This is a genomic window from Rhodococcus oxybenzonivorans, assembly GCF_003130705.1.
GTDB lineage: Bacteria > Actinomycetota > Actinomycetes > Mycobacteriales > Mycobacteriaceae > Rhodococcus_F > Rhodococcus_F oxybenzonivorans.
Map to the genome: position 1 here is coordinate 1971114 of NZ_CP021354.1, position 15145 is coordinate 1986258.

The window sequence follows — 15145 nt, forward strand, 5'->3', positions numbered from 1 at the left end:
ACACCGTCCCGGGATGCCGACGAACCTCACCATCGTCACACGCCTCGGTGCCCCAGATGCCGGATTGGACTCGCCAGCGTTGTCGCGGCTGTCCGGAGCTGGCCCTACCATGACTCCATGGCAGCTTCGGGCTCACGCAGACACCTCTCCGTCGTTCCCGACCAGCCGGTCATCGACCGGCCTTCGCAGCGCTCGGGACGACTCGACGTCGTGAGCTACCAGCTGCGCATCGAGCTCGACGACGTGTCGCCCACCATCTGGCGGCAGTTCGTCGTCCCGTCGAATCTGCGGCTCAACCAGCTGCATCCAGTGCTTCAGACGGTGATGGGGTGGTACGACAGCCACCTGCACGCGTGGGTCGGTGGGGAGCCGCCCGCATCCGAGCGGTACGAGATGCAGGAGAGCATCGACGAGGGCTTCGCCGACGATGACGACGAGTTGTGCGAGGACGACATCCGGCTGGACCAGGTGCTGGTGCAGCCGGGCGACCAGTTGTCGTATACCTACGACTTCGGGGACGGCTGGAACCATACGATCGTCCTGGAGCAAATCCGGGCCGGTGATCCTGAGCCGAAAACGCAGTGCCTCGCCGGTGCCCGGGCGTGCCCTCCCGAGAATTCGGGCGGACCCGGTGGCTACGCCGATCTGCTGGGGGTGCTGGCCGACCCGAGCCATCCCGAGCACAACGACGCGAGCGCGTGGGTGGGTTCGGGATTCTCGCCCGAGTCTTTCGACCCCGCTGTCGTCGATGCGAGTCTGGGAGGACACGAGGCGGTCCGGGCGCACGGCCCGGTGCCGGACTCGGCATTTGCAGAGTTGCTCCGCCACATGCCGCCTCGCGCTGCGCCGCAGGTCTATTCGATGCTCGAACGTGCCCACCTGACCCAACGATCGGGTGACTACCTCGGCGCGCAGGAGGCGGTGACACTGCACCTGCGCTGGTTCCTGCAGCGCATCGGACCCGACGGCATCACCCTGACGAAGGCCGGTCACCTCCCGCCGGCCGTGGTGGCCGAGACCCGGGAACTACCGGGATTCGACGGTTGGCCGTCGACCAACAACCGCGAGAACGACCAGCGGCCGGTGCACCTGCTGCACGTGTACACGAAGACACTCGGGTTGGCGCGCAAGTACAAGGGCAAGCTGGTGCAGACCAAGCTGGGGGCCGAGTTTGCGGGCAACGCGCGCGGAATGTGGAGCCACCTCCTCACCCGATTGCCCCTCGGCGCCGATCGGGTGGAGCGGGAGGCCGGATACCTGGTGCTCCTCGCCCTCGCCGCCGGTGCGTCACCCAAGGAACGTCAGAGCGTGGTCGCCGAGGGACTCGCCGCCCTCGGGTGGCGGGCGAGCGACAAAACCGTGGTCGAGGGGCTGGAGGCCTACTGGATCGCTCGGCCGACCATCGAGTTCCTCATGCTCACCGGTGCGATCGGCGAAGGTTACGGGGTGCACGACACCAGCGACCCGGAGTGGGGTCGACTCCTCGCGCGCATGGTGTTGTCGGTGTGAGGTGGCGGCTCGGACTCCGACGAGGGGAACTGGAACCCACCTCGTGACGCAGTCTGGCGTCGTTGATCGCTGACTTCTGCCGCGAAATCGATCACTCGATCGCTTGGCAGGCCGGCGGATCGAGTTCGAGTGCAGTGTCGGCCGGCGCAAACCTGGCGCTGATGCTTACGTGGTCGACCGAATGCTGCTGCCCAAACAAGGAATAGGGTTCGTAGGGCCCGAACTCGAACTCGAGTGAACGTAGCGCACCCTCGCCGGTGAGCTCGACGGCAATCGGGCCACCCAATCGCCCAAGAATCCAACGATCTCCCCAGACCCGGTCCGGTCTGTCCACGAACTCATCTTCCGGCTGTGTGGCTGAGGGCATGAGTTCTACCTCGAAGGTATCGAGTGCTGGATCGATCATCCGCGCCTGCTTGATTTCGCCGCGCAGGCTCTCGACGACTGCTCCGGTGACCCGCAACGCTTCTTCGACACTTATGGTGTCGGTGAAGTAGCCAACCGGCGCGTGGGGGTTCATCCAACAGCGCTGTCCGGCGGCACCGATGGATCCACCGACAGTCTCGCTCACCGTGTTTTCGGCGCCTTCTCCACCAAGCCCGATCACCGTCCCGACCTCGATCTCTGCAGGCGGTTGCGTCTCACCGACCTCGAACCGGAATCGACCCTCAGATAGGGCGATGAGGCCTTCGCCTGCCCAACGCGCATCCGTACTCTCGGCCCCTACTGACAGCGTCAGCACCTCTGCGGAGAATGCGTCGTTCGCCGCTGCCCCTACAAATGACTCGGGCGCGAGCCCTCCGCCAGGTGGCGTCGGCGTGTCATCGGAGCAGCCAACTGTCATCGCTGCAGTGATCACGCACAGGACGCTTGCTGCGAGGGTTCTCATGCCGCTATTTCTCGGCCGACTCAACATGCACGGCATCCCTTCGCTCGACTGACGCCCGTGGGTGCCCTGCCACACGTCGCCGGTGCGGGGGATCGAGGCAAAGTCTATCGCTACCCCGTCCAGTAGCTTCCGCGTCGCGTTTCGAGGTGCTGGCTCCGCCTATTCCGGCACACTGATTCCATGACCACACCGCCGCATCGCAGGTGGGTGCTGCATGTCGATCTCGACCAGTTCATCGCTGCGGTGGAGGTGCTGCGCCGCCCCGAGCTGCGGGGCAAGCCCGTGGTGGTCGGTGGGCGCGGCGACCCCACCGAACGCGGGGTGGTGTCGACGGCGTCGTACGAGGCCCGCGAGTTCGGGGTGGGGTCCGGGATGCCGCTGCGGACCGCGGCCCGCAAGATCCCCGACGCCGTGTTCCTGCCCGTCGACGCCGAGGCCTACACCGAGGTGTCCGCGGTGGTGATGGATACGTTGCGGAAGATGGACGCCGTGGTGGAGGTGATGGGCTGGGACGAGGCGTTTCTCGGTGTGGAAACCGAGGATCCCGAGACGTTCGCCCGCGCCATTCAGGCGGCGGTGCTCGAGGCGACCGGGCTGCATTGCTCAGTGGGAATCGGCGACAACAAGTTGCGTGCCAAGATCGCGACCGGATTCGGGAAGCCGCAGGGCATCTTCCGTCTGACGGGGGCGAATTGGTTCGAGGTCATGGGGGAGCGGGACACCCGCTCGCTGTGGGGCATCGGCAGCAAGACTGCGAAAAAGCTTGCCGCCCTGGGGCTGAACACGGTGAGCGAGTTGGCGGCGGCCGCGGACGAGGACCTCGCCACGACGTTCGGCCCGACCATGGGACCGTGGTACGGCAGGATCGGCCGGGGCATCGACCGTTCGCCGGTGACCGCCGATCCGTGGGTTGCCCGCTCCCACAGTCGGGAGACGACGTTTCAGCAGAATCTCGACGACTGGTCCGCCGTCACCGAAGAGATCCGACGTCTCGCCGTGCGGGTGCGGGAAGACATTGTGGCAGAGAATCGTCCGGCCGTTCGCGTCGCGCTGAAGGTGCGCTACGCGCCGTTCATCACCCGCACCACCAGCAAGGCTTTGCCGGAACCGACGTTCGACGTCGACATCATCTGCGACGCCGCCGCGGCCTTGGTCGACCGATTCGACCACGACCGCGAAGTGCGCCTCCTCGGCGTGCGGTTGGAGATGACGCCGCCCACAAGGACGATCACCACCGGTTTGGAGGGGCATTGAATGTCTGAGCCGTTGTCCGTTCCTCGGGCCGCCCGCCACGTGAGGGGGCAGTGGAAGAGCTTGGCGAATGTGCATGGGACCGGGCAACGGTTTCATGCCACACTCGCCGAGGATCTTCCGCTCGTGGCCCGCCGTTGGATCGTCCGTGCCGTCGTCGAGAACACGCCGCTTGCCCGAGCGGTGCGGCTGGAGATGCGTGGACAGATCCGGCTCAGAGACTGGCGGCCGTTTACCGCCACCCAGCTCATCGCCCCGGGGGGAAGGGTTTATCTGGGCCGCTACGGCGAAGGTAGGGGGTCTGCCGATTATGGGTTACGACCGTTTCACCAGCGGTAGCGGTGAGATGCGGTGGCGACTCGGCGGACTGATCCCCGTGATGTCCGCCCGGGGTCGTGATGTCACCGCCAGTGCGGCCGGACGCCTGGCCGGGGAGAGCATCTTCGTGCCGACCGCCTTTCCCCTGGCACGCTGGACCGGCGACGGGAACGATGTCTCGGCGACGTGGACCGTGGCTGGTCGCGAGGAGACCGTGCACCTGAACATTGCCGACGACGGCGCCCTGCGCGGTGTGCGGATGCAGCGGTGGGGCAACCCCGAAGGGCGGGGGTTCGGCCGTTACCGGTTCACCGTGGCGGTCGAGTCCGAGCGTACGTTTGCCGGTATCACCATCCCGGCGCGCCTGCGCGCGGGATGGGACACCGGCGGCGCGTCGACCGGAGAATTCTTTCGCGCCGAGATCACCGACGCCCACTTCCGCTGACGCCACAGCCGCACGTCGCGTTGGCTGGGGTGGTGCAAGCACGCATGCAGAGGGGAACATTCTGGCATCCTCGGATCATGGCGGAACAGCGCAGAATTGAGCGCCTCGGCCCGAGCGACCTGACGGAACTGGCCTCAGACGTCGGGCCGGTGCCCATGAATGTCGGTGCCGTGCTCTTCCTTGCCGGTGACGGGACAGTGGATTCGGCGACCATCGAGGCCACGCTCACGAAGCGGATCAGTGGGATACGACGGTTGCGGCAATGTCTGGGCGACCCGCCGCCGGGCCTGGGCCGGCCGTACTGGGCCGACGACGAACACTATGACGTCGGTGCCCATTTCGCCCGGGTGCGCTGCCCGGCCCCGGGTGACCGCGACACCGCTCTGGCGATCGCGGTGGACGCAGTCACCCAGCCGCTGCCTCGCTCACGGCCGCTGTGGAGAGCGATCATCATCACCGACCTCGCAGACAATTGCGGTGCCGTCGGCCTCGTGATGGTGCTGCACCATGTGCTCGCCGACGGAATCGGTGGCCTGGCGATCCTCGCGCATCTGGTCGACGGCATGGCCGCGGCGGGATCGGCGGACGAGATCCCCGCTACGTCCCCGTCGCCACGGCCGATGGAGCTTCTCGCCGACTGCGCCGTCGAACGCCTCCGCACGCTGCGGCAGATTCCGCGGACCGTGGCACACGTGCGCGGGGGCTGGAACGAACTCGGACACAGTATCGGTCGCCGCGCACCCCGCTGTTCCCTGAATGCGCCAACCGGGCCGCGCCGCAGGATGACGGCGGTGGAGACCGACCTCCGCACTCTTCGGGAAGCAGGGCGGAGTTCCGGGGCAACCGTCAACGATGTCCTCCTTGCCGCGATCACGGGAGCCCTGGCCGTACTCCTGCACCGACGGGGCGAGTTCCCGCTCGAGCTTGTGGTCTCGGTACCGGTCTCCGCCCGAAGGTCGACAACGAGCGGGCACCTCGGGAATCAGGTGGGGGTCATGCCGGTCCGGGTACCGCTGGCCGGAGGTCCGGCAGAGCGGTTAACCGCTATTTCGCGGATTACCCGCGCTCAGAAGATCAGAACCCGTGGTACGTCAGCGGCACTGATCGGGCCCCTTTTCCGGCTTCTGGCAGCTGTGAAACTCTTTCGGTGGTTCGTCGACCGTCAACGTCTCGTCAACTCGTTCTTGTCCAACTTGCCAGGTCCGCCGTCCCCACTAGCCATCGCCGGGGTTCCGATCGCGTCGATGGTGCCGATTACCGTCACTGCGGGAAATGTCGGTGTCGCGTTCGCGGCGCTGTCGTATGCCGGCACCCTCACGGTCACGATCATCGCCGACCCCGACGTGGTACCGGAGATCGACGACCTCGCTGCGGCCCTGCACGAACAATTCCGGGCGATCGACGAGGAAGCTTAGCTAGCTCCCGCCGCCGGGATTGGGATGATGCGACGTCAATGCCGTGTGGTGCGGCTGTTCGGGAGTTTGGTGGCGATGACGGCGGCCTGAGTGCGGCGTTCGACGCCGAGCTTGCTCAATAACCGGGATACATAATTCTTCACGGTTTTTTCCGCGAGGAACATGCGCTCCGCGATCTGCCGGTTGGTCAATCCTTCGCCCAGAAGAGTCAGGAGTGTGCGTTCCTGGTTGGTCAGTCCGGCGACCAGTCCTTCTTCCTCGCTGGGCTTTGCCCGCAGTTTTTCCATCAGGGCGGCGGCCGCACGATTGTCGAGCAGTGACTTCCCGGCACCGACCTCGCGGACTGCGTGGGCCAGTTCGGTGCCGCGGATGTCTTTGAGGGCGTACCCGCTGGCACCGGCAAGGATGGCGTCGAGCATGGCCTGTTCGTCGGTGAAGGAGGTCAACATCAAGCACCGCAGGTCGGGCAGCTGAGAGAGCAGGTCGCGGCACAGTTCGATGCCGTTGCCGTCGGGTAGCCGCACGTCGAGGACGGCGACGTCGGGTTGCAGTGCGGGAATTCGTGCAAGAGCCTCGGCGCAGTTCCCGGCCTCGCCGATGACGGTCAGTTCCGGATCGGTGGACAGCAGATCCGCGATACCGCGGCGCACGACCTCGTGATCGTCGACGAGAAAGACTGTGATCATGCGGCTCAGAACTCCATTTCCGGTGGTCAGCGCCCTGCCTGACAGCGTACGTGATGAGGCAGCCCCTTATAGCTGCCTCGAGCATTTCTGCGATGTGGTCAGCGGAGGTCACCGGCGGGGCGGAGCAGAGTGGTGCGGTGCCCGCTGATCTGTTCGATGCCGATAACGAGGTAGCGGTCGTCACGAGAGCTGCGCCACGGTACGCGGGCCGGATCGGCGAAGCCGATCAACCCGTCGGTGTCGGACAGTACCCGTGACCTGCCCATTGCCAGAACACTCCAGCCGCTGCGGGTGGCCGGGTCGATGGTCCCCGCCTCGAACGCGAGCACCCCCCGGTCGAACCTGTCGAACCACGGGTTGTTGCCGGTGGGGATGACGAGATCGCCGTCGAGGGCCGCGAACGTGACCGGCCGCACCGCGGGCAGCGCGTCCTCGGTGTAGACCAGCCGGCCGGTCGGAACCGAGCGCAGCAACCTCCGGCATTCGGCAACGGGGAGCGGACCGTCCGAATCCATGGCCACCACGGGTGGTTTTTCCTGATACATGACTGCTTCTTCCGTGGGACGAGTACCGACCCCACCAGCATCGGGGCTGGTGCCAGGACGCAAACAGAGGACAAAGTCGTCACTGTGGCCGTCGAGCGCCCCGACTGCGATTTCCGGGACTGTTCCGGCTGTACTCGTTGACCGTCCTCCTCGAGCCACGTGATAGGGGCGGGTGAACCGCCGTGCCTGCCTGCGTGGTCGTGGTGTGATGGGGGGTGAGTGTCGATAATCGGCAAGTAGGAGCGAACGATGGGCGCCGACGAGGAACCGTTACTGACAGGTGCGTTGTCGCAATTGCGGCTGCGAGAGCTGCTTGTCGAGGTTCAGGACCGCATCGGCCAGGTGATGGACTCCCGCGACCAGATCGACGCTCTCCTCGAAGCGGTGCTCACCGTCGCGTCCGGGCTGGAATTGAATGCGACCCTCAAACGGATCGTGCACGCGGCAATCGAGTTGGTCGACTGCCGATACGGTGCCCTGGGAGTGCTCAATCCTTCTCGGGACCGACTCCAGGAATTCGTCTACGAGGGGATTGACGAGCACACACGGGAATTGATTGGTGAGCTCCCGACCGGCCACGGGTTGCTGGGGTTGTTGATCGAGCAGCCCAAGCCCATCCGTCTCGACAGCATCGCCGCACACACGGCGTCGTCGGGTTTCCCGGACCATCACCCGCCGATGCGCACATTCCTGGGGGTACCGGTGCGGGTGCGCGGGGAGGTCTTCGGGAACCTGTACCTCACCGAAAAGGTGGGAGGTCAGTCCTTCACCGAGGACGACGAGGTCGTCGTCCAAGCACTCGCCGCCGCTGCGGGTATCGCCGTCGACAATGCTCGACTATTCGAGGATGCCCGGCTGCGACAGCGGTGGCAGCACGCGACCAGCGAGATTCGCGGGGAACTGCTCGCGGCCACCGATACCGGGGAAGTCCTCGACCTCATCGCCCAGCGAGCGCGAACACTCGCCGTCGCCGACCACGTACTGATCGCCCAACCCGACGACCCCGATGTCGAGACCGCCGAGGTCACCACGCTGACGGTCACCGCCTACGCCGGCGACGACCCCGCCGCCTTTCACCGCCGGCACATCCCCGTCGACGGCTCCGACACGGGACGAGCGTTTCGCACCGGGAAGCTGACGCAGGTCCCCCACTTCGCGGACCGCGACCGCTACGGGCCCGCGCTGCTGCTGCCGCTGCGGGTTTCGGCGGACACGATCACCGGGGTGCTGGCCATCATCCGCGAACTCGGGGCGGAATCGTTCGACGATCGGCAACAATCGTTGGCCGCCGAGTTCGCCGATCAGGCTGCCTTGGCGCTCAAGCTCGCCGATGATCAACGGCAGCTGGCCGACATGTCGCTGATCTCGGACCGTGACCGGATCGCGAGGGACCTCCACGACCACGTCATCCAGCGTCTGTTCGCGCACGGTTTGAATCTGCAGAGCACCCAGGCACGCACCCGGGCGCCCGAGATTCGCGCACGACTCGAGGACATGATCGACGACGTGCAGCAGATCATCACCGACGTCCGGACGACGATCTTCGATCTGCATCGCGAAACGGACGAAGATTCCCGGCAGCTGCGGCAGGTCCTCAACACCGTCGTTGCCGAGCAGACCGAAAACAGTGGCCTGCGCACCACGGTCCGGATGGCCGGGCCGCTGAACGTGGTCACCGGTCCGCTCGCCGACCATGCCGAAGCGGTATTGCGGGAGGCGCTCAGCAACGTCGTGCATCACGCCCGAGCCCGTGCGGTCACTGTCACCGTCTCGGTCGGTGACGACCTCACCGTCGACGTCAGCGACGACGGCATCGGCCTCCCGCCGGCAGTGGCACGCAGCGGTTTGCACAATCTCGCCGCTCGAGCCGAGCAGGCCGGTGGGACTTTCACGATCGCCTTGCAGGACACGGGCGGGACTCGATTGACGTGGGCGGCCCCGCTACCGGAGGTGTGAAGTGTTTTGTCGGGTGGCATAACCTTCAGTCGAGAGTGACAATGCTCCCGGGCTCCAGTGTGGCAACCTGATCGCGGCAGACTATCTCGATCGGTCGCTGGTTGCCGGCCGCTGCGCTCACCTGGACCTTTCTGCCGGTGACGGTCAGCCAGAGTTGGAGTCCTCGGTACACGATGGGAAACTCCAGTGCGCCGAGTTCCTCCGGCCATTGCGGGCCGAATACCAAACGATCCCCGCGGGTTTCGAGTCCGGTGAAGCACCGCTGGAGCAGGTCGACGCTCCCCGCCATCGCGGCGAGGTGTATGCCCTCGGCCGTCGTACCGCCCTGGATGTCGGCGATGTCGGAGGCGAGTACCCGTTCGAAGTACTCCAGGGCGTTGTCGCGGTTGGCGCGCGCGAGAACCCAGGAATGCACCACCGCACTCAGAGTCGAACCGTGTGAGGTGCGGGCAAGGTAGTAGTCGACCGTCCGCGGAATGGCCTCGGGTTCGAGGTGATAGCCGAGTCCGCCGAACAGGTCCCGCAACTCATCGGCGGACAGTAAGTAGAAGAGCATCAACACATCGGCCTGTTTGGAGGCGCGGTAGCGGTTGACGTCGTCGTCTTCGGCCTCGAGGATCCGGTCGAGCCGTTGAATGTTGCCGTAGCGCTCGCGGTAGGCATCCCAGTCGAGTTCGGCGAGGTTGTCGTACCCCTCGAACTGGCTGATCACCTGATCATGGAACGGCACGAACATTCGGCGGCTCACGTCTTCCCACCGTGCCATTTCCTGCGCGTCCACCGCCAGGTTCTCGACCAGGTCGACCCGGTCCGGCGACGCAAGCGCGTCGAGAGCCTCGAGAGTGCGCAGGATGACCCACACCGCCATCACGTTGGTGTAGGCGTTGTTGTCGATTCCACCGAATGGTGATCCCGGGTAGCCGGAGTGGAACTCGTCGGGCCCCATGACCCCGCTGATGACATACCGGCCCCGCACCCGGTCGTAGGTGGCGAGACTGGCGAAGAACCGTGCGATCTCGACCAGCAATTCGGCCCCGCACTCGGTGAGAAACTCCAGGTCGCCGGTCACCTGGTAGTACTGCCAGACGTTGTAGGCGATCGCTACCCCGATGTGGTGCTGGCGCCAGCTCGGGTCCGGCAGCCACCGCCCCGACGCCGGATTGAGATGGAGCTGCTGGCTCTCCTCCCGGCCGTCGCTGCCCGATTGCCAGGGAAACATTGCACCCCGGTAGCCGGCCGCTCTCGCGGCGCGCCGGGCCTCGGGGAGCCGGCGGTACCGGTAGCGCAGCAGCGACCGGGTGAGGGAGGGAACCCGCATGTTCAATACAGGGAAGACGAACAATTCGTCCCAGAAGATGTGCCCGCGGTAGGCCTCACCGTGCAGTCCCCGGGCCGGCACCCCCACATCGAGGTCGGCGGTGTTCCGGGAGACCGTCTGCAGCAGGTGCAGGAGATGGACGTGCACGATACGGGAGGCGTCCTCGTAGCCCTGCAGTTCGATTCCCACCCTGTCCCACAGGTGTTCCCATGCCAGGACGTGGCCGTCGAGCACCTCGTCGAAGCGGCCGAGTTCCGCGAGCGGGCGTGCAGCTTCGTCCGCGGGATGTGACACCGCATGATCACGGCCCGTGAAGACCGTGACCATCTTCTCGAGCGTGACTGATTCTCCCGGGGCCATCTCGACGGCGATGTCGTGCCCAATGTGCCTGTCATCGGCGAACAGCTGGTAGCGGCAGTCAGCTCTCTCGGTATTGCGCCACAATTGGTTTCGGGCGGCCATCGCCACAGGTATTCCGGACTGTCCGGTGTGCATCGACAACAGTACGGAGTCGTCCGTCAGCTCAGTGGCGCGCAGTGGAGTGAGGTGGTCGCTGGCCAGTTCGCGGTAACGCTCGACGAGGGTGTTACCCACCGAACCGTCGAGCACCGACCGGATTTCGAGCTGCCCCGACCAGTCATCTGCCACGATCGTCGTCTGCAGCGCACACACGTGGGGCAGGTGCATCGCGACGAAGCGCCGCTGGACCACCGAGGTGGTGCGGCCCGCCTCGTCGCGATAACGCCATCGCCGGGTGAGGACGGCACGGCGCACATTGAGATATTGGCGGTAGTCGAGGAGTTCGGCCGCATCGATGTCGAACCACGGCGCGCCGTCGATACGGAAGGTGGTCGCAAGCCAATTCGGCGCATTGACCAGACTTTCATTGACGATGGTCATTCCGGACCGTTCGTCGCTGAGCCGGTTGTAGACGCCGGCGAGGTAGGTGCCCGGATAGTGCACGGCGCCGGCACCGGACTCGGGTGCGCACCCGCGGGTGGCGAAGTACCCGTTTCCGACGGTGCAGAGCGCCTCACGCAGTTTCTCGGCAGTCGGGTCGTATCCGTCGAAGAACAGGATCCAGGCGTCCGCCCGCGAGACCGTTTTCGGATCCCGCGCGAGTAGGTCGGCCAATCGCTGCAGCAGCTCGCACACCTGTGCGGGTCCATCTACCGCGAACCCGGCTGCAGACCGTCGATCGCCCGCCTCCTCGCTGCGAACCACGATTCCCACCCCGGTGGTCGCCACGGCGTCGAAAGCGTCCTCGTCGGTGAGGTCGTCGCCGACGTACAGGGGAAGCAGTTGCGTCGAATCGAGGACGTGTCCGAGAATCCACTCCAATGCCCGGCCTTTGTCCCAGCGGATGTCGGGACGTAGTTCGATGACCATGCGGCCCGCTGCGACGCGCAGACCATCAACACCGTGTGCGGCCTCGTACACTGCCGCGATCACCTCGTCGACGCGGGCCGCGGCGACGTTGCGGTAGTGGACTGTCACCCCGAACCGCTTGTATTCCACCAGGACACCGGGAATTCCGTGGAGCTGTTCCTCGACGAGTCGTCCAGTCTGCGCGAGCAGACTCACCGCGGTGAGCGCCTCGGCATTCTCGTAGTGCTCCCCGTCCGGCCCGCTCAGTTCGAAACCGTGGCTGCCCGCGTACCAGATCCCCTCCATGCCGATGCGCGACCGGACGTCCTCGAGATCGCGGCCGCTGATCACGGCCACGGGACACTCGCGGGCCAGTCGGGCCAGTTGCGCTGCGGCGCCGTCGACGAGGACCGCCGCGGACGGGTCGCTGACGATATCGGCGAGGGTGCCGTCGAAATCGAGGAAGACCGCGGGCCGCCGGATACGCAAATGTGCGGTGAGTTCGTGCCGGGAGGTCATCGCGTCGGGGATCTGCGACAGGGGACGATCCCCCTGGCGGATCGTGATGTCCGCCGGGTCGGTCACCACATGGTCGGCACCCCAGGAATCCTTTTCCGGGCCGATCCCTACCACCAAGGCGAACCCGCTCCGCTCAGCTGCTGTCGCAGCCGCTTCCGAACGAGTGATTACGACTGATGCGGCGGGCTGGGTTCCGAGCCGGTGTGCGGCCTCGGCCGGCGCCACACCACCGATCCGGACAGGAAACAAGTCGGCGATTCCGGCGTCCTCGATTGCCGGCTTCACATCGCCGCTCGGGGAGAACACGGCCGTGTCGATGCCCAGCGCACGCAGCCGGCGCACCAGCATGACGGTGGAATCGACGGTCGCGGGCTTCCCGGACCTGGTGTCGACAACCACACCGAGGTCGAAGAGGACGGCGCCGTGCCGGCGCAGATCGATCACAGGTCCGGCCATGGGTTCAGCTTTCGCGTTGTGCAGAGCTGTCCGGGTGCTTGTCGAGTGGGGTCCAGAGTACGTCGAACTATCGGGTGTGACCATGTGACCAATGGCCCTCACGTCGGGGCCGGCGCGCCACCACACTGAGGTACAGGACTCATGATCCCGGAGGCGGACAGTGAAACCAGGAAGAATCGTGGCGCTCGTCATCGGATGTCTGTGTGCTTTGCTCGGGTTCGCCCTTCTGAGCGCTGCAGTGTTTCTCGGGTGGGCATACTTCACACAGAACGACGACGGTCATTTCACCTCACCCACCCAGAGGTATCAGTCGTCCGCGAACGCCCTGGTGTCGGAGCGGATCGACCTTTTCGAGGAAGCCGACCTTCCCCAGGGCTTCAGCACCGAGGATCTCGGCCGGGTGTTGCTGCGCGTCACCTCGGACCCGTCGAACCGGGAGATCTTCGTCGGAATCGGCCCGCGTGAGGCGGTGGAAGGCTATCTCTCCGGTGTCGCTCGGACCGAGGTGACGGAGGTCGAATTCGGCCCCTTCCAGCCGAGCTACCGTCAGATCGCCGGTGACCGGCAACCGGAAACCCCCTCGGCGCAAACGTTCTGGTCCGTCTCGTCCACCGGAGCCGGCACTCAGGAGGTGCAATGGGATCTTCAGCGCGGGTCCTGGACCGCTGTGGTGATGAACGCCGACGGCCGTCCCGGCGTCTCGGTCGATATCCAGGCCGGTGCACGGCTCGACTTCCTCGGTCCGCTCGCGCTCGGTGTGCTCCTCGCCGCCGTGGTGATGCTCGTCGTGGGCATACCACTTGTGGTGGTCGGAGCGCTCGGGCTCGGCCGGCACGGTCCACCCCAACCGCATTGGCCGGTGCAAACGAGTGGAATCGGCGCGGCGTCCGCCCCCACCACACCGTCGACCGCAGACACACCCGCGCCGTCGAAGCCCTATCCCGCGCACCTTCGAGGTGATCTCGACCAGCCGCTGTCACGGTGGTTGTGGCTGGTCAAGTGGTTGCTCGCGATTCCGCACTACGTGGTGTTGGTCTTCCTCGGTCTGGGCTTGTTCGTGACCACGGTGGTGGCAGGATTCGCGATTCTCTTCACGGGGCGGTATCCGCGGGGGTTGTTCGACTTCAACGTCGGAGTTCTGCGTTGGCTCTGGCGTGTGCAGTTCTACACCTACTCCGCGCTGGGCACCGACCGGTATCCGCCCTTCACGCTGGCGCGCACCGACTACCCGGCTGACTTCGATGTCGAGTATCCCGAGCGACTCTCCCGCGGTCTGGTCCTGGTGAAGTGGTGGCTGCTGGCGATACCCCACTACCTGATTCTGGCCGTGCTCGCCGGGGGTTGGTTCGGCGGCTGGCGGTTCGGAGTCACCAGCGGCGACGACAGAGTCCCCGGGCAGCCCTGGCTGTTCGGTTCGCTGCTCGGTGTCCTCATCCTGGTCGCGGCGATCATCATCTTGTTCACCGGCCGCTATCCCCGTCCGCTCTTCGACTTCGTCATGGGTATCAACCGCTGGGTCTACCGAGTCCTCGCCTATGTCGCGCTCCTGCGTGACGAGTATCCACCCTTCCGATTCGATCAGGGGCCACGCGAACCCCACGAACACACCCCGCCACCAGGCCCGGCACCGGATGACCTGCCGGCTGCCGGTCACCCTCAGGAGTCGACCCGATGACTGTCTTGGTGGGTTACGCGACCGCGAGGGGATCGACCCGAGGGGTGGCCGAGCGCATTGCCGCGCAGCTCGAATGCGCAGGTGAGCAAGTGGACGTACAGCCGTTGAGCGACATCACCTCGGTGCGCGAATACGAGACGTTCGTTGTCGGGAGCGCCATCCACAGTGGTCAGTGGCTTCCCGAAGCGGCGGCCGCCATCGGGCGACTCCGCCCGCAACTCGCCGGCCGAGCGCTGTGGGCGTACTCCGTGTCCTCGGTGGGGGCGACCAGCACGATCCTGTCGAACCGGGTGGCGTCCTATCTTCGCCGGGTCACCCCTGAACCGCGCGTGGTGCAGCACTTGCGGGAGGCCGCGGATGTTCGCGGCCACCGCTTCTTCGCCGGAGCCATCGGCCCCGGTGACTGGCCGGGCTTCGGTCGGGTGCTCTTCCGGCTGATGGGTGGGCATTACGGCGATGCCCGCGACTGGGCAGACATCGATCAGTGGGCGGAGTCTATCCATCACCGGGATGCCCAGGTGCGCGGCGAATGACAGCATCCGAGTCCACACCCACAGCTTCGGACCTCGATCGTTCCGGGGATGGCGTCCCCGGTCTGTCGTCGGCCCGGTGGATTGCTCTGTGTGCCGCAGCGGAGGCTGTCGGCATGACGGCCGCCGCCCTCGCCGCGAAGCTGGCACAACGAATATCGGGTGATGCTCGTCACGGGCACTCGGAACAGTGACCGGGCTGGTAGCCGGGACGGTGCTGGGCGTGATCACCGGACGGTTCTTACCCGGGCCGGACGACATCGTT

At 66.0% G+C, this 15145-nt stretch carries 13 protein-coding genes; 9 read left to right on the forward strand and 4 right to left on the reverse strand.

Going from position 1 to position 15145, the window contains the following annotated elements; genetic code table 11:
- Positions 1–117: 117 nt before the first annotated feature.
- Complete coding sequence (locus CBI38_RS09460) at positions 118–1509, forward strand: plasmid pRiA4b ORF-3 family protein (protein ID WP_109328345.1); 1392 nt, start codon at positions 118–120, stop codon at positions 1507–1509.
- Between the two features lie 91 nt (positions 1510–1600).
- On the opposite strand, the gene CBI38_RS09465 is transcribed toward CBI38_RS09460, so the two are convergent.
- On the reverse strand, positions 1601–2368 hold the full coding sequence (locus CBI38_RS09465) for a hypothetical protein (protein WP_162603199.1): 768 nt from the start codon (positions 2366–2368) through the stop codon (positions 1601–1603).
- A gap of 210 nt (positions 2369–2578) precedes the next feature.
- On the opposite strand from CBI38_RS09465, the gene CBI38_RS09470 reads away from it, so the two are divergent.
- Genes CBI38_RS09470 through CBI38_RS09480 form a run of 4 tightly spaced genes read left to right on the forward strand, consistent with a single transcriptional unit; the run spans position 2579 to position 5827 of the window.
- Positions 2579–3652, forward strand: a complete 1074-nt coding sequence (locus CBI38_RS09470; RefSeq protein ID WP_109328349.1) for a DNA polymerase IV — start codon at positions 2579–2581, stop codon at positions 3650–3652.
- Complete coding sequence (locus CBI38_RS38935) at positions 3653–3988, forward strand: DUF6544 family protein (protein WP_230990124.1); 336 nt, start codon at positions 3653–3655, stop codon at positions 3986–3988.
- Entirely contained in the window at positions 3960–4412 is a 453-nt protein-coding gene (locus CBI38_RS09475) for a DUF6920 family protein (RefSeq protein ID WP_230990125.1), read from the forward strand. The genes CBI38_RS38935 and CBI38_RS09475 overlap by 29 nt, the downstream gene beginning before the upstream one ends.
- 44 nt (positions 4413–4456) lie before the next feature.
- Positions 4457–5827 carry a wax ester/triacylglycerol synthase domain-containing protein gene (locus tag CBI38_RS09480; RefSeq protein ID WP_230990126.1) on the forward strand — a complete coding sequence of 457 codons (1371 nt, stop codon included), beginning with the start codon at positions 4457–4459 and terminating at the stop codon, positions 5825–5827.
- A 35-nt stretch (positions 5828–5862) separates the two neighbouring features.
- On the opposite strand, the gene CBI38_RS09485 is transcribed toward CBI38_RS09480, so the two are convergent.
- Positions 5863–6513 (reverse strand): response regulator transcription factor, encoded by a 651-nt coding sequence (locus tag CBI38_RS09485; protein ID WP_109328353.1) that lies wholly within the window; start codon positions 6511–6513, stop codon positions 5863–5865.
- A 98-nt stretch (positions 6514–6611) separates the two neighbouring features.
- The gene (locus tag CBI38_RS09490) at positions 6612–7058 is read right to left on the reverse strand and encodes a pyridoxamine 5'-phosphate oxidase family protein (protein ID WP_230990127.1); all 447 of its coding nucleotides are present in this window, start codon (positions 7056–7058) and stop codon (positions 6612–6614) included.
- Between the two features lie 249 nt (positions 7059–7307).
- Between CBI38_RS09490 and CBI38_RS09495 the strand changes: the two genes are divergently transcribed.
- Entirely contained in the window at positions 7308–9014 is a 1707-nt protein-coding gene (locus tag CBI38_RS09495; protein ID WP_109328355.1) for a sensor histidine kinase, read from the forward strand.
- Between the two features lie 25 nt (positions 9015–9039).
- Here CBI38_RS09495 and otsB read toward each other — a convergent pair whose 3' ends face one another.
- Entirely contained in the window at positions 9040–12675 is a 3636-nt protein-coding gene (gene otsB / locus CBI38_RS09500; RefSeq protein WP_109328357.1) for a trehalose-phosphatase, read from the reverse strand.
- 160 nt (positions 12676–12835) lie between these two features.
- Between otsB and CBI38_RS09505 the strand changes: the two genes are divergently transcribed.
- From CBI38_RS09505 to CBI38_RS09515, 3 genes are read left to right on the forward strand one after another with little or no spacing between them, the layout of a single operon-like run.
- Entirely contained in the window at positions 12836–14350 is a 1515-nt protein-coding gene (locus tag CBI38_RS09505) for a DUF4389 domain-containing protein (protein ID WP_109328359.1), read from the forward strand.
- On the forward strand, positions 14347–14883 hold the full coding sequence (locus tag CBI38_RS09510; RefSeq protein WP_109328361.1) for a flavodoxin domain-containing protein: 537 nt from the start codon (positions 14347–14349) through the stop codon (positions 14881–14883). The genes CBI38_RS09505 and CBI38_RS09510 overlap by 4 nt, the downstream gene beginning before the upstream one ends.
- Positions 14880–15074: a hypothetical protein gene (locus CBI38_RS09515; protein ID WP_109328363.1), complete on the forward strand. Its 195-nt coding sequence runs from the start codon at positions 14880–14882 to the stop codon at positions 15072–15074. The genes CBI38_RS09510 and CBI38_RS09515 overlap by 4 nt, the downstream gene beginning before the upstream one ends.
- Positions 15075–15145 lie beyond the last annotated feature (71 nt).